The organism is Winogradskyella litorisediminis, from assembly GCF_042675765.1.
GTDB classification, from domain to species: domain Bacteria; phylum Bacteroidota; class Bacteroidia; order Flavobacteriales; family Flavobacteriaceae; genus Winogradskyella; species Winogradskyella litorisediminis.
Map to the genome: position 1 here is coordinate 146,711 of NZ_JBHTJL010000016.1, position 17,800 is coordinate 164,510.

A 17,800-nucleotide genomic window follows, 5' to 3' on the forward strand; every position below is an offset into this window, starting at 1 on the left:
AGTTAAAAACATCAAAATCATGTCAAAATATATTTCTGTTTTATGTCTCTTTATTATGATTTTGAATTTTTCTTGTAACGATTCAAAATCCGAAATACTTTTTCATAAGTCTCATGAACCAAGTCGCGCTAATGTGCCATTTAGTGATGCTGTAGAAACCAAAGATTTACTCTTTTTAACTGGGCAAATAGGTAAAGACCACAAAGCCGGTAAATTAGTTGAAGGTGGAATTGAAGCCGAAACAAAACAAGTGATTTTAAATATAGAAGATGTACTGAAGCAGCATAATTTATCTTTAGACGATGTGGTAAAATGTACAGTCATTTTGAAGGATATTGAAGATTTTAAAGTATTCAATTCAGTTTACACACAATACTTTACTAAGAAACCCGCACGAACGACTTTTGCTGCTGGCGGATTGGCTGGTGGCGCAAGTATTGAGATTGATGTGATTGCAGCTAAATAGTTTGCAGTCAAAGTCACAGTTTACAGTTCACGATTTACTGTTTCCTGCAACTGAAAACTAAGAACTAATCAATATATTTGCACGCTATGACGAGAAGAGAACGACAAGAATTAATAGATAAGGGTTTGCTTTTACCTTTGATGGAAGAGTTTTACACCATACAGGGTGAAGGTTATCACAAAGGCACTGCTGCGTATTTTGTTCGTATTGGCGGTTGTGATGTAGGATGTCATTGGTGCGACGTTAAAGAAAGTTGGTTAGCCGAATTGCATCCTCCAACAGAAACCGATAAAATTGTTGAAAATGCTGTAAAGTATAGCAATACCATTGTGGTTACTGGTGGTGAGCCTTTGATGTGGGATATGAATCCGCTAACAGCAAAGTTAAAAGCTAAAGGTGTGCAAACACACATTGAAACGTCTGGTGCATATAAATTAAGCGGTGATTGGGATTGGATTTGTTTGTCACCAAAAAAGAACAAATTGCCTACAGAAGAAGTACTTGCGAAGGCTCATGAGCTAAAATGTATTATCTATAACAAAGACGATTTTAGATTTGCCGAAGAGCAAGCCGAAAAAGTCAATGACAAATGTTTTTTGTATCTTCAACCGGAGTGGAGCAAGCGCGATAAGATGATGCCACAGATTGTAGATTATGTTATGGCGAATCCTAAATGGAAAGTGTCGCTCCAAACACATAAGTATTTAAACATTCCATAAAATCAAAAATCCCCCATTTTATGAATTTTACAGGTATTATTAATTTAAGAAACGAGGAATGGAAACAAATAATTTTTAATGAAGAAGATGATATTTTATCTAGTGAAAATTATTTTATTTCTAATTATGGAAGGCTTATAAAATTTAAAGAAGAAACTCCAGTTCTTGTAAAGGCTTACTTTCTAAACGGATATCCTCATATTAAAGTAAAAACAAATACAACAACTATTTATCGAGGTTACAAAAAAAGAAAGTATAAAGGCTATTATTTACATAAGTTAGTTGCAACCTTTTTTTTAGAACCTTTAGAAAATCAAACTTTTGTTATTCACTTAGATTATAACAAACTTAATAATGAGATTTCTAATCTCAAATGGGCGACTAAGCGCGAAAAAGAAATACATCAATCGAAAAATCCAATTTTTATAAAAGCCCTAAAAAACAGATCTCGGGATTATGCCAAGCTCACCGAAAACAATGTGCGTTTAATAAAAAAGATGTTGAACAACCCTAATCGTAAAACACGTTTAAGAATTATTGCCAAACAATTTGGAGTTAGTACAATGCAATTACAGCGAATTAAAACGGGCGAAAATTGGAGCGATATACCTTCTTTGTAATGATTGTTATAAATAAAAAAAATCTGATTGAAACTAAATTCAACCAGATTTTTTATAAGTGTTATTTCGAAGTATTAATTTTTTTGCAAGCGAAACATTTGTTTAAAAGGCACCGCAACTCTTACTTTATCCCAACCCATGTGTAAATGAACACCATCGTCAGAAGGTTCAAAAGCCATAGAAAAAGCTTCAAGAGATTCGTCGCCCATTGTTGCAGGAACTTTAATGCTTGCAACTTTATTTTCTTCTTTGTAACCAGAAGCACCCCAATTATTTACATCAGAGCTTACAATGACTTCCCATTCTTTTTCACCTGGAATTGTAAATAATGAGTAAGTTCCAGCAACTAAAGTTTTACCGTTAAGAGACATATCTGTATTTAAAATAAGTTTTGTTGCCTCATTTGCGCCTGTTCTCCAAACTTTTCCAAAAGGTGCTAGTTCTTTTCCAACAGTTCTGCCATTTAGTTGCGGTCGGCTGTAGTAAACAACAGCTAATTGTTTACTGCCACGACCAATTGAAGCAGCATCCATTGGGCTTTTGTCTAATCCTCTAAATTTTTGTGCATCTACATTAAACGAGACTAACATCATAAATGCGAATGCGATAGTTGTAAATAATTTTAAATTTTTCATAAGTGATACGTAGTTTTTAGTAATGTAAAAGTAATTGGTTATATAGTGTAGTCGTCGTAAAGAATTATTAAAATTTACATATTGATAGTAAACAAACGTCAATTGGGTAACTTTAATTTCATATTGTTTTAAATTGATGTATTTTTTGTTTTAAATTGAAATACAATTATCGCTTTAGGTTTAATAAATGAAAGTTTAAATCCATATTTGTATCAAATTAATACTTAAAATAAATTATTATGTGCGGAATTGTATGCGCCTTTGATATAAAGCAAAAAACAGATGACCTAAGACCACAGGTTTTAGAAATGTCAAAAACCATTAGACATCGTGGTCCAGATTGGAGCGGAATTTATAGTGACGATAAAGTAATTATGGCACACGAGCGTTTGGCAATAGTTGATCCAGCATCAGGAAAACAGCCGCTTTTCAGTTCGGATGAAAAACTAATTTTAGCTGCAAATGGCGAAATCTATAATCATAGAGAGTTACGTGCACAATTTCCAGATTACAAGTTTCAAACTGAAAGTGATTGTGAAGTTATCTTAGCATTATACAAAGAAAAAGGTCATGATTTTGTTGATGATATGAATGGTATTTTCGGTTTCGCTATTTATGATGTTGAAAAAGACGAATATTTTATAGCTCGTGACCACATGGGAATTATTCCATTATATATGGGTTGGGATAAAGACGGAACGTTTTATGTCGCTTCAGAATTAAAAGCTTTAGAAGGTGTTTGTACAAAAATTGAATTGTTTCCTCCAGGACATTACATGAGTAGCTCTGATGGAAAATTAGTAAAATGGTATAAGCGTGATTGGGCGGAATATGAAGCTGTAAAAGACAACGAAACTAGTATTGCAGAAGTAAAGCAAGCGCTTGAAGATGCTGTTCATAGACAATTAATGAGTGACGTGCCTTATGGCGTATTATTATCAGGTGGATTAGATTCTTCAGTGACTTCTGCCATTGCAAAAAAATATTCTGAAAAACGTATCGAAGCAGACGATAAAGAAAAAGCATGGTGGCCACAATTACACAGTTTTTCTGTTGGTTTAGAAGGTTCTCCAGATTTAGCCGCGGCACAAAAAGTAGCTGACCATATTGGGACTGTTCATCACGAAATTAAATTTACGATTCAGGAAGGATTAGACGCGATAAAAGATGTTATTTATAATATTGAAACGTATGATATTACCACAATCCGTTCTAGCACGCCAATGTATTTAATGGCACGTGTTATAAAATCTATGGGAATAAAAATGGTATTGTCTGGTGAAGGCGCAGACGAAATCTTTGGCGGTTATTTATACTTCCATAAGGCACCAAACGCGCAAGAATTTCATGAAGAAACCGTACGTAAATTAGACAAATTACATATGTACGATTGTCTTCGTGCTAACAAAAGTTTAATGGCTTGGGGAATCGAAGGTCGTGTACCATTCTTAGACAAAGAGTTTATGGATGTTGCGATGCGCATTAACCCTAAAGATAAAATGATTAATGGCGAACGCATGGAGAAATGGTTGATTCGTAAAGCATTTGAAGATATGTTACCTGAAAGTGTAGCTTGGAGACAAAAGGAACAATTTAGTGATGGTGTTGGTTACAGCTGGATTGATACCTTGAAAGAAATCGTAGATAAAGAAGTCACAGACGAGCAATTAGCAAATGCTAAGTTTAGATTCCCAATAAACACACCGTTAAATAAAGAGGAGTTTTACTACCGTTCCATTTTTGAAGAACATTTCCCGAGTGATGCAGCGGCTTTAAGCGTTCCACAAGAAGCAAGTGTAGCCTGTAGTACAGCGATTGCCTTAGAATGGGATGAAGCCTTTAAAAATATGAACGAACCTTCTGGTAGAGCTATTGCAAATGTGCATGATGATTCGTATTAAGAAATACTTTTCAAGTGATTTTTAGCAGAAATTCTCTATAAATATTAATTAATGTAATTCAAAAATCTCGCTTCTGCGGGATTTTTTTGTAATTCAATTTTAAGACAAATAAAAAAACTGACAAAATTTAATTTAAGGTAGTTTTTAAGCGATTTAAGACACTTTTAGTTAATTAACAAATGTTGATAATTTTTAATCAAATTCAACAAAAAGCTTTAAAACACCTAGTTAATTTCTTAACTTTGATAGTACTCAAAATGGGCGCAAAAGCGTCTTTTTTTATGTAGATTAAATATTACAAAAAAAGAATTTTGAGAGCAATATGAATGTCGGTTCGAGCGCAGTCGAGAACTTCCTTTTATAATAAATTAAAAGAACTAAATCTTATTCAAAATAATATGAGCGAAAAAAAAGAAAGCTTTAACGAACACGGTTATTCAGCAGACAGCATTCAGGCTTTAGAAGGCATGGAACACGTGCGTATGCGTCCATCGATGTATATTGGCGACGTTGGTGTTAGAGGTTTACACCACTTGGTTTACGAGGTTGTAGACAACTCTATTGATGAGGCTTTAGCAGGTCATTGTGATAATATTACAGTAACTATAAACGAGGATAATTCTATCACTACGGAAGATGACGGTCGTGGAATTCCTGTAGGTTTACACAAAAAAGAAGGTGTATCTGCACTCGAGGTCGTCATGACCAAAATTGGTGCTGGTGGTAAGTTTGATAAGGATTCCTATAAAGTTTCTGGTGGACTTCACGGTGTTGGTGTAAGTTGTGTTAACGCATTATCTGAGCACTTAAAAGCCACAGTATTTAGAGAAGGTAAAGTTTACGAGCAAGAGTACGAGCGCGGAAAAGCGATGTATCCTGTAAAAACTACTGGTGATACTGATAAAAGAGGTACTACGGTTACCTTTAAACCAGACCCAACAATATTTACCCAAACTTTAGAGTACAACTATGATACTTTGGCAAGTCGTATGCGAGAATTGGCGTACCTTAATAGAGGAATTACAATACATTTAGTAGATAGACGTCACAAAAAAGAGGATGGTTCCTTTGAAGGTGAAACATTCCATTCTGAAGAAGGATTAAAAGAATTTGTAAAGTTCTTAGATGGCAATCGTGAACCGTTGATGAAAAACGTCATTGCCTTTGAGGGCGAGAAAAATGGCGTGCCGGTTGAGGTAGCAATGATTTACAACACGTCTTATGCTGAAAATCTTCACTCTTACGTAAACAATATTAATACGCACGAAGGTGGAACACATTTATCTGGTTTTCGCCGTGGATTAACACATACATTAAAAAAGTATGCGGATGGTTCTGGGATGTTAGATAAGTTGAAATTTGATATTGCCGGTGATGATTTCCGTGAAGGATTAACAGCAATTGTATCTGTAAAAGTACAAGAACCTCAGTTTGAAGGTCAGACAAAAACAAAATTAGGTAACAGAGAAGTTTCGGCTTCCGTTTCTCAAGCGGTTTCAGAAATGCTAACGGATTATTTGGAAGAGAATCCTGATGATGCAAAAACGATTGTTCAAAAGGTGATTTTGGCCGCACAAGCACGTCACGCCGCACAAAAAGCGCGTGAAATGGTGCAGCGTAAAACCGTAATGAGCATTGGTGGTTTACCTGGTAAATTGTCTGATTGTTCTGAGCAAGATCCTGCAAAATGCGAAGTATTCCTAGTTGAGGGAGATTCGGCAGGTGGAACTGCAAAGCAAGGTCGTGATAGAGCATTTCAAGCGATTTTGCCATTAAGAGGTAAGATTCTCAATGTTGAAAAAGCCATGCAACATAAAGTTTTCGAGAATGAAGAAATCAAAAACATATTTACGGCGCTTGGTGTAACTATTGGAACAGAAGAAGACCCAAGAGCATTAAATCTTTCAAAATTAAGATACCATAAAGTGGTTATTATGTGTGATGCCGATATTGATGGTTCTCACATTGCGACACTTATCTTAACCTTCTTTTTTAGATACATGAAAGAATTAGTAGAAAATGGTCACATTTATATTGCAACACCACCGTTGTATTTGATTAAAAAAGGTGCCAAAAAGCAATATGCATGGTCAGATAAAGAACGTGATGGTATAATAGAAGATTTTGGTGATGGTGCTAAAATACAACGATATAAAGGTCTTGGTGAGATGAACGCAGAGCAACTTTGGGATACTACCATGAATCCTGAATTTAGAACTATGCGTTTAGTGCAAATTGATAATGGTGTAGAGGCAGACCGAATTTTCTCTATGTTAATGGGTGATGAGGTTCCGCCACGTCGTGAATTCATTGAGAAAAACGCTATTTACGCAAATATTGATGCGTAAATAATTTAAGCTTAAGTGTTTTAAAAAGTGTCCAAATCTTGGGCACTTTTTTATTTGTTTAAAACCGAAGGATTTGTTTTTGCGTAAATAAAAGTAACCATAAAAAAATGAAATGAGTTAAAATTAAGATCATGAAAATTTTAATTTTACACCACTAACCAAATCAATTTATATCAAAATGAAAAAAATTTTAATATTAACAACTCTTGGCTTATCGCTTTTTACAGCAAAAGCCCAAAACGATATTGATGCGCTTTTAGCCGCTGGTGTTGATGACGCTCAGCGTTTTACAAACGATTATCTTGCACCTGGTACTAACGCTTTAATGCATAGCATGAATGCCAATTGGTTTAACTCAGGAAAGGTGAAACCACTTTTAGGTTTCGAAATTTCTGTTATTGCCAACGCATCTTTAGCAAACGATGACTCAAAGCAATTCGCATTAAATACTGCAGATTATAACAACGTGCAATTTGTTCAAGGCGGACCAATACAAAATGTAGCAACAATTCTTGGAGATAATGACCCAGCAATTTTTGTGGAAGTAGAATATGATGACCCAATTTTTGGAAATCAAACCACGCAAATAGAATTGCCAACGGGTATCGGCGATGCCAGTGCAAATTTGGTGCCTTCAGCTTTTGTGCAAGGCTCATTAGGTTTAGGAAGCGGTTTAGAAGTAAAATTACGCTACGTTCCAGAATATGAAACCGATGACTATAGTATTGGTTTATATGGTGCAGGACTTCAATTTGAGTTGACTGAATTACTACCAGCTGAAAAAGTGTGGCCAGTGTCAATTTCAGGGTTAGTGGCATATACAAATTTATCTGGTTCTTACGATTTAACAGAATCTTCTGGTATTGCTGGTGATAACCAACGTGTAGAAAATGAAACAAGTACATGGTTATTTCAAGCAATCGCTTCCACCAAATTGCCTGTTATCAATTTTTATGGCGGAATTGGGTACATCAAAGGAACGTCTGATTCTGATTTATTAGGAAATTATGTAGTATCCGATGGCGTGGTATCATCACAAACAATAACAGACCCTTTTTCAGTCTCTAGTGAAATTTCTGCCATTAGAGGAACAGTTGGTACAAAACTAAAACTTGGTTTTTTTAGACTTAATGCCGAATATCATATATCAGAATTTAATGCATTTTCAGTCGGTATCAATTTCGGATTCAGATAAAAACTAGGATAAAACAAAGAAAACGCATTCAGTTTTGTTAAATAAAAATTAATTTAAGGCTTTACAATCTTAATACTGTGGTTAAAACATGGCAATTAAGAGGTAAAGTCTTAAATTTGCACTTTCAAAAATTAATAATTCAAAATAATAAAATATGAAAGTTACTGTAGTAGGCGCAGGTGCCGTAGGTGCTAGTTGTGCCGAGTATATCGCAATTAAAAATTTTGCTTCCGAAGTCGTTTTATTAGACATAAAAGAAGGTTATGCCGAAGGGAAAGCCATGGATTTAATGCAAACCGCTTCATTAAACGGTTTTGATACCAAAATTGTTGGAAGTACAAGCGATTATTCTAAAACTGCAAACAGTGACATTTGTGTAATTACGTCTGGTATTCCTCGTAAACCAGGAATGACGCGCGAAGAATTAATTGGTATCAACGCTGGTATTGTAAAATCTGTTTCGGCAAGTTTAGTAGAACATTCGCCAAACACTATTTTAATTGTGGTAAGTAACCCAATGGATACAATGACCTATTTGGTGCATAAAACAACAGATTTACCAAAGCATAGAATTATTGGTATGGGTGGCGCATTAGACTCGGCACGTTTTAAGTACAGATTGGCAGAAGCTTTAGATGCGCCAATTAGTGATGTAGACGGAATGGTAATTGGTGGACATAGTGATAAAGGTATGGTGCCATTGACATCTCACGCGACACGTAATTCTATAAAAGTTTCAGAATTTTTGTCTGAAGAGCGTTTAGAGCAAGTGGCTGCAGATACTAAAGTTGGCGGCGCAACATTAACAGGTTTATTAGGAACATCTGCTTGGTACGCGCCAGGCGCAGCAGTTTCTGGTTTAGTACAAGCCATTGCTTGCGACCAAAAGAAAATTTATCCATGCTCTACATTATTAGATGGTGAATATGGTTTAAGTGACCTTTGTATTGGTGTGCCAGTAATTTTAGGACGTAACGGAATTGAAAAAATTGTTGACGTATCTTTAAGTGATGCCGAAAAAGAGCACATGAAGGCAAGTGCAGAAGGTGTTAAGAAAACTAACGGATTGTTGGAGTTATAATCTGAAGATTTCACATTAAAAAATATACTGAAAGACCACTGAAAAGTGGTCTTTTTTTATATATTTGGCGCATGCAAAAAAAGTGGTACTTTTTTACGTTTGTATTCAGCCTCATAGGATTAGGCTTGGTACAGCAGTACCATAACCCCAAAGCAAATCAAGAAATTGTTATTCAGTTTGAAGACAATTTTACAGAAGAAGAAACTCAACATTCTTTAAATGAGATTTCTTCAACATTAAATAATGTAGGTGTTGAAGCTATTGCAGTAACTTCTGTTGATGGTCTGTATCGCATTTCTTATTACAGCAACTCTGAAACGCACCAGATTAAAAAGTTACTTTCTGAAACTGTTGCAATTTCATTCAACAACGATTCAAAAAACAATCAAAGCGAAGACAAATCGTATAATTTTGATGTTTTAAATATAGAACAAGGTATTTCATCATCTTGGGATTTTGAAGCTGCTGAAGTTTACACGCTTAATCTTAAAAGCGACCGTTCGTTTAATCCAGATGTTTTTAAATTTCCAGTTTTAATCGAAGCAGGAAAACTTCAAATTGACATCAAAGTCGCTTATAATGCATGCAAACATTGTGTATTTGTAGCAGACAATACATCTTATAATATTCCTGAAGTTCGCGCCGGACCTATGGTTTAAAATATTCTTACACTATTATTTGTCATGCTGAACTAGTTTTAGCATTTAGTTTAAACAGATAAGATTCTGAATAACACTTCGACTGCGCTCAGTGTGACAGCTTAGAATGACAACTAAATATCATTTTCAATTTAATTTAAATAAACAATTGCCAATCATCAATTTGGCATAAAATCAAAAACAATGCAAAACAAAGGATTAGTAAAGTTGTTTGCTTTATTATTTGGCTTGGTAAGTATTTACCAATTGTCATTTACATTTAAAGCCAACCAACTTGAAAAAGAAGCAAAGCAATTTGCACAATCTAACTACACAGACAACGCGGAAATTAATGCTGCTGAGTTACGTTACTTAGATTCTTTAAATAACAAAGAAGTCTATAATATTGGTATAAGTCAATTTACTTATAGTGAAGTAAAAGACAATGCCATGAATTTAGGTTTGGACCTAAAAGGTGGTATCAATGCCATTATTGAAATTTCTGTAAAAGACATTTTAAAAGGATTAGCAAACAATAGTAAAGACCCAATTTTTAATCAAGCTCTGGAAAAAGCGGAAGAATTACAAAAAGATTCTCAGGATTCTTATTTGGAGTCTTTTTACGAAGCATTTGACGAAATTAAAGGCGATACGAAATTAGCATCTCCAGATATTTTTGCAAACCGTAACTTAAGTGATGACATTAATTTTAATATGTCTGATGACGAAGTGAAGAGTATTATTTCACGTAAAGTAGATGAGTCTATCGTTTCGGCTTTTGAAGTCTTACGTAATCGTATTGATGGTTTTGGTGTAACGTCTCCAAATATTCAACGTTTAGGCGATGGCGGTCGTATTTTAATAGAATTACCAGGTGCAAAAGACAAGAAACGTGTTGTAGATATTATCACAAAAACAGCACAATTACAGTTTTGGGAAACGTATACAACTCAAGATTTAGCAGGTTTCTTATTACAAGTTAATCAACGTTTGGTTGAAGCTCAAAAAACTGACGATACATCTGAAGACACAACAAATGAGCAAGATGAAGCTGCAGAAGAAACAGATTCTACGTCTAGCGTTATTGATGACTTAACTGGTCAAATAGAAAGCGATTCTACTGCTGTTCAAGACAATTTAAATCCATTAGGTATTCAAAGTCTGGGTCAAGGTGGACCAGTAATTGGTGTATTTTTAGCAAAAGATAAGCAAGCAGTCTTAGACAAATTAAATGCTAACCGTGATTTATTACCAGTAGAACAGCGTTATGCTCGTTTTGCATGGGGAAAACCAGCAGATAAAGACTCAGAATTTGTTGAGCTTTATGGACTTAAAAGTAATAGAGATGATGTACCACAATTAAGCGGTGGTGTTATTGTTGACGCTCGCCAGGATTATGACCCACGTAATAGACCAGCTGTAAGCATGCAAATGGATTCTAAAGGTGCTAAGATTTGGGAAGCAATGACTAAAGTAGCTAACGAAACTAGAGGTAATATTGCTATTGTTTTAGATAATATTGTTTATTCGGCACCTGGTGTTACAACTCCTGGAGGAATTTCTGGTGGGAACTCACAAATTTCAGGTTCTTTTACTTTAGAGGAAGCAACAGATTTAGCAAACGTTTTACGAGCAGGTAAATTACCAGCATCGGCTGAGATTGTGCAAGCTGATGAGGTTGGGCCATCATTAGGTCAAGAAGCCATAGATAGTGGTATGCTATCTTTCGGATTAGCCTTAGTATTCGTTTTATTATGGATGATTTTTTACTACGGTAAAGCAGGCGGATTTGCTGATGTTGCGTTATTATTCAACATCTTACTAATCTTTGGAGTACTTTCAGGATTAGGAGCAGTATTAACTTTACCTGGTATTGCCGGTATTGTACTTACTATTGGTATTTCGGTAGATGCGAACGTACTTATATTTGAGCGCATCCGAGAAGAATTAGCAAAAGGTAAAGACCAAAAATTAGCTATTAAGGATGGTTTCTCTAATGCATTATCTTCAATCTTAGATGCGAACATTACCACTGGTTTAACTGCGATTATCTTATTTGTATTTGGTACAGGACCAATTAAAGGTTTCGCAACAACGTTAATCATCGGTATTTTAACGTCTTTATTTACGGCGATATTTATTACACGTTTATTAATCGATTGGTATGTTGGTCGTGGCGGAAAATTAGATTTCTCTACAGCAATAACTAAAGGTTTCCTTCAAAATATCAATATTAATTTCTTAAAGAAACGTAAGATTGCTTATGTAATTTCTGCTATTTTAATTACTGCCGGCATTGCTTCGTTATTTACAAATAAATTAGATGCAGGTATTGATTTTGTGGGTGGTCGTACATATCAAGTTCGTTTTGCGCAAGAAGTTTCTACAGAAGAAGTTGCTAAAACATTAAATGACCCAGCCGTTTTTGGAAGTGCTGAGGTAAAAACTATTGGTAACGATAACGAGTTAAAAATTTCAACAAAGTATAAAGTTGATGATAACTCTACAGAAGCAGATGAAGAAGTACAACGTAAATTATACGATGCATTATTAACGTATTTACCAGACGGTATTACATACCAAGAGTTCTTAGATGGCTCTGGAGATGCTAATATAGGTAAGCGTTTATCGAGTAAAGTAAGTCCTACGATTGCAGATGATATTCAGAAGTCTTCTGTTTGGGCAATATTAGGCTCTTTAGTTGTAGTATTCCTTTATATCTTAATTCGTTTTAAGAGATGGCAATTCTCATTAGGTGCTGTAGCAGCGGTTTTCCATGATGTGTTAATCGTGTTAGGTATCTTCTCATTAACATGGAAGTTTATGCCATTTAGTATGGAAATTGACCAAGCGTTTATAGCAGCAATATTAACTGTAATTGGTTACTCGCTGAATGATACCGTGGTTGTATTCGATAGAATTCGTGAGTTTGTAAACGAACACTCAAATTGGAGCTTAGGAAAAACCATCAACGCTTCTGTAAACAGTACGTTGAGTAGAACGTTAAATACATCGTTAACGACATTAGTGGTGTTATTAGCTATGTTCTTCTTAGGTGCAGATTCACTTAGAGGATTCTTATTCGCCTTAATTGTAGGTGTTGTAGTTGGTACATATTCATCTGTGTTTATTGCAACGCCAATTATGTACGATACAGCTAAGAAAGGTGATGCAGCAGAATCTTTAAAGAAGAAAGTTGTAGAAGATGAAGTGGAGGCTTAATCATTCTTAATTTTATACATTAAAAAAGGCTACCATTAGGTAGCCTTTTTTTGTATTGATATTTTGGCAAAAAATTTATTCTTTAAATCGATTAAAGGTTATAGCATCTTGACTAAAATCTGAAGGTCTCTCTGAACCGCCACCAAAGGTTAATGCCATTTTCATTGTGCTTTTATCGTTCATTTCTATAATGCCAATTAAGCGGCCTAACTCTTCATCATTACTTAAGTTTGTAATGATAAAGTCGATTGCGTATGGTTTTGATGATGTATTAACTATGTACTTCATAGAAGCTTCAATGCCTTTGTGGTTATAAGATTTTCCGCCCATGGCTTGACCTTCAAATTCAAAAGTGGCGTATCCTTCTTTACTTAAAATTAAAAAGCCAATATCACCTTTGTCTTCGCCTTTCCATTTACCAACATAAGATTTGTCTTCAATTTTAGTAAATGAACTTAATAAGAATAATACAGAGATGATAAACGTAGTTTGTTTTAAAAGTTTCATATTATATATTTTATTTTCAAATATATAATATAAAAAAATAGAATGCTGAGATACAGTTCTTGCCAAGTGGTTTTTACTTTTGCGTAAAAAAAAATATTTCCTGATTTTTAGTCTGAAACGCGATAAAAAACGATACTGTCTTCACTAAAATTAGTAGGTCTGTATTGGCTTCCAGAGAAATTTATAGCCATTTGCATCTTGTCTTTGTCAATCATTTTAAAGATTCCGCGAAGTCTGCCAACCTCTTCAGCTTTCTTTTTGTCCCAAATCACAAAATTAATTTGATGTGGTTCCTTTTTGGTACTGATTTTATATTTTAAAGATGCTTTTATTCCGCTATGGTCATAATTTATTCCACCCATGATTTCGCCTCTAAATTCAAACGTGGCATATCTGTCTTTTGTTAGAGTTAAATAACCAATATCTCCTTTGTCAACTCCTCTCCATTTACCAATGTAAGATTTGTCTTTGCCGTCTAAAAAAGCGCAAAAAAGAAAAAGAGTTAAAAAAACTACTCCAGTTTTTTTAAAAATTTCAGTCAAATATTTTGACATGTCTATTATTTAAAAAATTGAATTTTATCACCAATTTTAAGCTTCCATTTTTCAGAAAGACCTGCATTAACTTCCAAAACAAACTGCGCATTTGCGTTTGATGGTAAAGAAGATTCATCAAAAGGTTTTGCATTTTTTTGAAAACTGACAATGCTACTGTCCTTAGAGATATAAATAATATCTAAAGGAATACGTGTATTTTTCATGTAAAAACTTCGTGGAGCTTCATTAGGAAAAATAAAAAGCATGCCTTGATGAGTTTCCATACTATTGCGATACATCAAGCCTGTTTGAGTTTGGTATTCGTCATCTGCAATTTCAATATCTAAAGTATGAATAATGGAGTCTGAATCTTTTTTTACAAGTTGAAGTGTACCTTCTTTTTTGAATTTAATTTCTTTTGAAACAGAAGAAGGATTCTTGTTAGAATCTTTACAGCTGAAGATGAAACAAAAGCCTAAAACAACTAAAATTGAAGCCCTAAAAATCTTAATTTGAAGCATTCGTAGTTTTATTTTTTGACTTATGAAGAAACATAAAATATAAACCAATTATAACAAACGGAATACTTAGCCATTGCCCTGTTGAAAATAAGCCTAAGTTTTCTTCTAAAAATCCGCCTTGACTTACCTTAACACTTTCTACAAAAAACCTAACAGTGAATAAAAGCACTAAAAAGAATCCAAATAAAAAGCCTTGTTGCTCTGATTTTTTTGTTTTCCAATAAGTGTAAAACAAAATTAAAAACACAAAAATATAAAAGAATGCTTCGTATAATTGAGCTGGATGTCGTGGTTCTGTTTCGCCAAGTTGCTTAAATACTACACCAAAATCAGTGCCTGTAAAATCTCCTATAATTTCAGAATTTATAAAATTTCCTAATCTTACAAATACAGCACCTAATGCCACGGGAATAACCACGCGGTCTAAAATCCAAAGTACCGATTTATGTAATACTTTTTTGTTATAAATATACATAGCTATAATCATGGCTATAGCAGCGCCATGACTTGCTAAACCTTGAAAGCCCGTAAACTCAAATCCACCTTTAAATTTAAAAGGAAGAAATATGCTAAAAAAGTCATCAGTAATTAATTCGGGTTGATAAAAAATAACATGACCTAAACGAGCACCTAGCATAATACCTATAACCGAATAGATAAAAAGAGAATCTAAAGCTTCTTCGGATTGATTTTCGTTTTTGTAGATACGCTTTGTAATTATAAAACCTAAAACAAAGGCAACAATCCACATCATACTATAAAAATGAAGTTTAAAAAAACCTAAATCGATAAATTTTATTGGATCCCAAACAAACTCTAAAGCGTACATATCATATTCTGTTTAAGCAGTAAATATAATATTTTGAAGTCGAAGCTAAAACGGATTATACAATATTAATCTTCTTTTTTTGGTACTGGGTCGTATCCTTTTCCGCCTAATGGATGACAGCTAAAAATGCGTTTTATTGCTAACCATCCACCTTTGAAGAGTCCGTGGATTTCTAGAGCTTCCTTTGCATAGTGAGAGCATGTTGGCTGGTAACGGCATGTTGCAGGCGTTAATGGCGAAATCAAAGTTTGATAAATTTTGATTAAAAATAAAAAAGGCGCAATAAGTACTTTTTTCATGCTTTTTTATAAAGTCTTTTTTTTGCCAAGGTTAAATAAGAAACTATTTTACCGAGTAGGTTGTCCCTTCACGACTATCTTTAAGTGTTATGCCTACTTCTGCAAGTTCGTCTCTAATTTGGTCAGAAAGGGCAAAATCTTTATTAATACGCGCTTCTTTTCTCAGTTTAATTAAAAGCGCAATAGTCGCATCTAATTTATCTGTTTCGCCTTCAAAATTTTGAGAATTTTCTAAACCTAAAACGTCAAAAATAAAATTGTTTAAAGTTACATTTAGAAGTTCTAAATCCTCTAAAACGAGTGTTGCTTTATTTTCTTTTAATTGATTGATGTGTTTAACCGCCTCAAATAAATGAGCAATAAGAATTGGTGTGTTAAAATCATCATTCATGGCATCATAGCATTTTTGCTGCCAATCCTTAATATTTAGAGTTGAGCTGTCACCAGCTTTTATATCTTGAAGATTTTTTACAGCTTCCATCAAACGATTAAATCCTTTTTCGGCTGCTAGTAATCCATCATTGGTTAAATCTAACACGCTTCTGTATGAGGCTTGCATCATAAAAAAACGAATGACACCAGAAGAAAATCCTTTGGACATAATATCATTTTCACCAGAAAATAATTCTGCCGGATTAATATAATTACCTGTCGATTTACTCATGCGTGCACCGTTAAGTTCTAACATATTGGCATGCATCCAGTATTTTACTGGCGCTTGACCTTTTGCAGCTTGGTTTTGAGCAATTTCGCATTCGTGGTGAGGAAATTTTAAATCCATGCCACCTCCGTGAATATCAAAAGAGTCTCCCAAATATTTGGTGCTCATTGCTGTACATTCTAAGTGCCAACCCGGAAAACCGTCACTCCATGGACTTGGCCAACGCATAATGTGAGTTGGTTCAGCTTTTTTCCAAAGTGCAAAATCTTGAGGATTTCGCTTATCTGATTGTCCATCTAAAGTTCTGGTGTTATGTATTAAATCCTCAAGCTTCCGTTTACTTAAAATACCATATTCATTAGATTCATTGTATTTATGTACATCAAAATATACTGAACCATTTACTTCGTAAGCAAAACCGTTGTCAATTATGGTTTGAATGAGTTCAATCTGCTCAATAATATGACCTGTTGCTGTAGGCTCAATACTTGGAGATAAAAAGTTGAGTTTCTGTAAAACATTATGAAAATCTACGGTATAGCGTTGTACTACTTCCATAGGTTCAATTTCTTCAACTCGCGCTTTTTTTGTGATTTTATCTTCGCCGACATCTGCGTCATTTTCTAAATGTCCAGCATCGGTAATATTTCTTACATATCTTACTTTGTACCCTAGGTGCTTAAGATATCTAAAAATCATATCAAAAGACATAAAGGTTCTCACGTTTCCTAAGTGTACATTGCTATAAACAGTTGGTCCACAAACATACATGCCAACATAACCTTTAGTAATAGGCTCGAAAATTTCTTTTTCGCCAGAAAGCGAATTGTAAATTTTTATTTGTTGGGTATTGTATAGTGCCATTGCTATAAAATTTATCTAGGATATTAAGAATAATAAAAAAGTTTAAAACTCAGTGTCTAATTTAATATAATCGAGAAACTCTCTACGCGTTTCTTTAGTTTTAAATTTTCCACCAAATTCTGAAGTTACTGTGCTGCTTGCTACATCTCTAATGCCTCTAGAATTTACACATAAGTGTTTAGCATCTATGACGCAGGCAACGTCTTCGGTGCCTAAAACCTCTTGCAGTTCTTTTACAATTTGAATAGTTAATCGCTCTTGTACTTGTGGTCGCTTGGCGTAGTAATCTACAATCCTATTCATTTTAGATAAACCTACAACACTTCCGTTAGAGATGTATGCAATATGAGCTTTGCCAACTATTGGAAGCAAATGGTGTTCACAAGTTGAATATACTGTAATGTTTTTTTCAACCAGCATTTCGCCGTATTTATACTTATTTTCAAAAGTAGAAGCACTTGGTTTTTTGTCAGGATGTAGTCCACCAAAAATTTCATTTACAAACATTTTTGCAACTCGGTTAGGTGTTCCTTTTAAACTATCGTCGTTAAGGTCTAAACCTAAAGTTTCTAAAATATGTTGTACATCAGCCTTTATACTTTCAATTTTTTCAGAATTACTTAACTTAAAAGCATCTTTTCTAAGCGGCGTGTCACTAGCAGAACCTATATGGTCATCGCCAATGGCGTCAATATTAAAATCATTATCTATCTTCATTTATATGAGTTGTAAAATGAGACCGCAAAGATAATTAAATA

The 17,800-nt window shown here is 34.3% G+C and carries 17 protein-coding genes; 9 read left to right on the forward strand and 8 right to left on the reverse strand.

The window, feature by feature from the left end:
* Positions 1 to 19: 19 nt before the first annotated feature.
* From ACFQ1Q_RS11820 to ACFQ1Q_RS11830, 3 genes are all read left to right on the forward strand, one after another.
* On the forward strand, positions 20 to 466 hold the full coding sequence (locus ACFQ1Q_RS11820) for a Rid family detoxifying hydrolase (RefSeq protein ID WP_386131675.1): 447 nt from the start codon (positions 20 to 22) through the stop codon (positions 464 to 466).
* Between the two features lie 86 nt (positions 467 to 552).
* Positions 553 to 1,185, forward strand: coding sequence for a 7-carboxy-7-deazaguanine synthase QueE (locus ACFQ1Q_RS11825; RefSeq protein ID WP_386131677.1), 633 nt, complete (start codon positions 553 to 555; stop codon positions 1,183 to 1,185).
* Between the two features lie 20 nt (positions 1,186 to 1,205).
* Positions 1,206 to 1,805 (forward strand): HNH endonuclease, encoded by a 600-nt coding sequence (locus tag ACFQ1Q_RS11830; protein ID WP_386131680.1) that lies wholly within the window; start codon positions 1,206 to 1,208, stop codon positions 1,803 to 1,805.
* Between the two features lie 74 nt (positions 1,806 to 1,879).
* Here ACFQ1Q_RS11830 and ACFQ1Q_RS11835 read toward each other — a convergent pair whose 3' ends face one another.
* Positions 1,880 to 2,440: a DUF2911 domain-containing protein gene (locus ACFQ1Q_RS11835; RefSeq protein ID WP_386131683.1), complete on the reverse strand. Its 561-nt coding sequence runs from the start codon at positions 2,438 to 2,440 to the stop codon at positions 1,880 to 1,882.
* 239 nt (positions 2,441 to 2,679) lie between these two features.
* Here ACFQ1Q_RS11835 and asnB point away from each other — a divergent pair, with 239 nt between their 5' ends.
* The 6 genes from asnB to secDF all read left to right on the forward strand — a co-directional run bounded on the left by asnB (position 2,680) and on the right by secDF (position 12,825).
* On the forward strand, positions 2,680 to 4,341 hold the full coding sequence (gene asnB, locus ACFQ1Q_RS11840; protein ID WP_386131686.1) for an asparagine synthase B: 1,662 nt from the start codon (positions 2,680 to 2,682) through the stop codon (positions 4,339 to 4,341).
* Positions 4,342 to 4,739: 398 nt separating this feature from the next.
* A complete protein-coding gene (gene gyrB / locus ACFQ1Q_RS11845) occupies positions 4,740 to 6,689 on the forward strand; it encodes a DNA topoisomerase (ATP-hydrolyzing) subunit B (protein WP_386131689.1) in 1,950 nt (649 codons plus the stop codon).
* 178 nt (positions 6,690 to 6,867) lie between these two features.
* Positions 6,868 to 7,884 (forward strand): DUF6588 family protein, encoded by a 1,017-nt coding sequence (locus ACFQ1Q_RS11850; protein WP_386131692.1) that lies wholly within the window; start codon positions 6,868 to 6,870, stop codon positions 7,882 to 7,884.
* A 154-nt stretch (positions 7,885 to 8,038) separates the two neighbouring features.
* Positions 8,039 to 8,965 carry a malate dehydrogenase gene (locus ACFQ1Q_RS11855; RefSeq protein ID WP_386131695.1) on the forward strand — a complete coding sequence of 309 codons (927 nt, stop codon included), beginning with the start codon at positions 8,039 to 8,041 and terminating at the stop codon, positions 8,963 to 8,965.
* Between the two features lie 71 nt (positions 8,966 to 9,036).
* Positions 9,037 to 9,624: a hypothetical protein gene (locus tag ACFQ1Q_RS11860; protein ID WP_386131698.1), complete on the forward strand. Its 588-nt coding sequence runs from the start codon at positions 9,037 to 9,039 to the stop codon at positions 9,622 to 9,624.
* 183 nt (positions 9,625 to 9,807) lie between these two features.
* Positions 9,808 to 12,825, forward strand: coding sequence for a protein translocase subunit SecDF (secDF, locus tag ACFQ1Q_RS11865; protein WP_386131701.1), 3,018 nt, complete (start codon positions 9,808 to 9,810; stop codon positions 12,823 to 12,825).
* A gap of 75 nt (positions 12,826 to 12,900) precedes the next feature.
* Here secDF and ACFQ1Q_RS11870 read toward each other — a convergent pair whose 3' ends face one another.
* The 7 genes from ACFQ1Q_RS11870 to folE form a co-directional block, all read right to left on the reverse strand.
* Positions 12,901 to 13,332 carry a hypothetical protein gene (locus ACFQ1Q_RS11870; RefSeq protein WP_386131703.1) on the reverse strand — a complete coding sequence of 144 codons (432 nt, stop codon included), beginning with the start codon at positions 13,330 to 13,332 and terminating at the stop codon, positions 12,901 to 12,903.
* Between the two features lie 107 nt (positions 13,333 to 13,439).
* Positions 13,440 to 13,886, reverse strand: a complete 447-nt coding sequence (locus ACFQ1Q_RS11875) for a hypothetical protein (RefSeq protein ID WP_386131706.1) — start codon at positions 13,884 to 13,886, stop codon at positions 13,440 to 13,442.
* A 5-nt stretch (positions 13,887 to 13,891) separates the two neighbouring features.
* Positions 13,892 to 14,389, reverse strand: a complete 498-nt coding sequence (locus tag ACFQ1Q_RS11880) for a DUF192 domain-containing protein (RefSeq protein WP_386131709.1) — start codon at positions 14,387 to 14,389, stop codon at positions 13,892 to 13,894.
* The gene (lgt, locus tag ACFQ1Q_RS11885; RefSeq protein ID WP_386131712.1) at positions 14,376 to 15,218 is read right to left on the reverse strand and encodes a prolipoprotein diacylglyceryl transferase; all 843 of its coding nucleotides are present in this window, start codon (positions 15,216 to 15,218) and stop codon (positions 14,376 to 14,378) included. Before lgt ends, ACFQ1Q_RS11880 begins: the two co-directional genes overlap by 14 nt.
* Positions 15,219 to 15,283: 65 nt before the next feature.
* Positions 15,284 to 15,517 (reverse strand): membrane protein insertion efficiency factor YidD, encoded by a 234-nt coding sequence (yidD, locus tag ACFQ1Q_RS11890; RefSeq protein ID WP_386131715.1) that lies wholly within the window; start codon positions 15,515 to 15,517, stop codon positions 15,284 to 15,286.
* Positions 15,518 to 15,560: 43 nt separating this feature from the next.
* Positions 15,561 to 17,042 (reverse strand): cysteine--tRNA ligase, encoded by a 1,482-nt coding sequence (gene cysS / locus ACFQ1Q_RS11895; protein WP_386131718.1) that lies wholly within the window; start codon positions 17,040 to 17,042, stop codon positions 15,561 to 15,563.
* Positions 17,043 to 17,084: 42 nt separating this feature from the next.
* A complete protein-coding gene (folE, locus tag ACFQ1Q_RS11900; protein ID WP_386131721.1) occupies positions 17,085 to 17,759 on the reverse strand; it encodes a GTP cyclohydrolase I FolE in 675 nt (224 codons plus the stop codon).
* Positions 17,760 to 17,800: the final 41 nt, after the last annotated feature.

Coding starts and splice junctions, on each gene's coding strand:
- ACFQ1Q_RS11820 (WP_386131675.1), top strand. CDS start 20: ATGTCAAAATATATTTCTGTTTTATGTCTCTTTATTATGATTTTGAAT.
- ACFQ1Q_RS11825 (WP_386131677.1), top strand. CDS start 553: ATGACGAGAAGAGAACGACAAGAATTAATAGATAAGGGTTTGCTTTTA.
- ACFQ1Q_RS11830 (WP_386131680.1), top strand. CDS start 1,206: ATGAATTTTACAGGTATTATTAATTTAAGAAACGAGGAATGGAAACAA.
- ACFQ1Q_RS11835 (WP_386131683.1), bottom strand. CDS start 2,440: ATGAAAAATTTAAAATTATTTACAACTATCGCATTCGCATTTATGATG.
- asnB (WP_386131686.1), top strand. CDS start 2,680: ATGTGCGGAATTGTATGCGCCTTTGATATAAAGCAAAAAACAGATGAC.
- gyrB (WP_386131689.1), top strand. CDS start 4,740: ATGAGCGAAAAAAAAGAAAGCTTTAACGAACACGGTTATTCAGCAGAC.
- ACFQ1Q_RS11850 (WP_386131692.1), top strand. CDS start 6,868: ATGAAAAAAATTTTAATATTAACAACTCTTGGCTTATCGCTTTTTACA.
- ACFQ1Q_RS11855 (WP_386131695.1), top strand. CDS start 8,039: ATGAAAGTTACTGTAGTAGGCGCAGGTGCCGTAGGTGCTAGTTGTGCC.
- ACFQ1Q_RS11860 (WP_386131698.1), top strand. CDS start 9,037: ATGCAAAAAAAGTGGTACTTTTTTACGTTTGTATTCAGCCTCATAGGA.
- secDF (WP_386131701.1), top strand. CDS start 9,808: ATGCAAAACAAAGGATTAGTAAAGTTGTTTGCTTTATTATTTGGCTTG.
- ACFQ1Q_RS11870 (WP_386131703.1), bottom strand. CDS start 13,332: ATGAAACTTTTAAAACAAACTACGTTTATCATCTCTGTATTATTCTTA.
- ACFQ1Q_RS11875 (WP_386131706.1), bottom strand. CDS start 13,886: ATGTCAAAATATTTGACTGAAATTTTTAAAAAAACTGGAGTAGTTTTT.
- ACFQ1Q_RS11880 (WP_386131709.1), bottom strand. CDS start 14,389: ATGCTTCAAATTAAGATTTTTAGGGCTTCAATTTTAGTTGTTTTAGGC.
- lgt (WP_386131712.1), bottom strand. CDS start 15,218: ATGTACGCTTTAGAGTTTGTTTGGGATCCAATAAAATTTATCGATTTA.
- yidD (WP_386131715.1), bottom strand. CDS start 15,517: ATGAAAAAAGTACTTATTGCGCCTTTTTTATTTTTAATCAAAATTTAT.
- cysS (WP_386131718.1), bottom strand. CDS start 17,042: ATGGCACTATACAATACCCAACAAATAAAAATTTACAATTCGCTTTCT.
- folE (WP_386131721.1), bottom strand. CDS start 17,759: ATGAAGATAGATAATGATTTTAATATTGACGCCATTGGCGATGACCAT.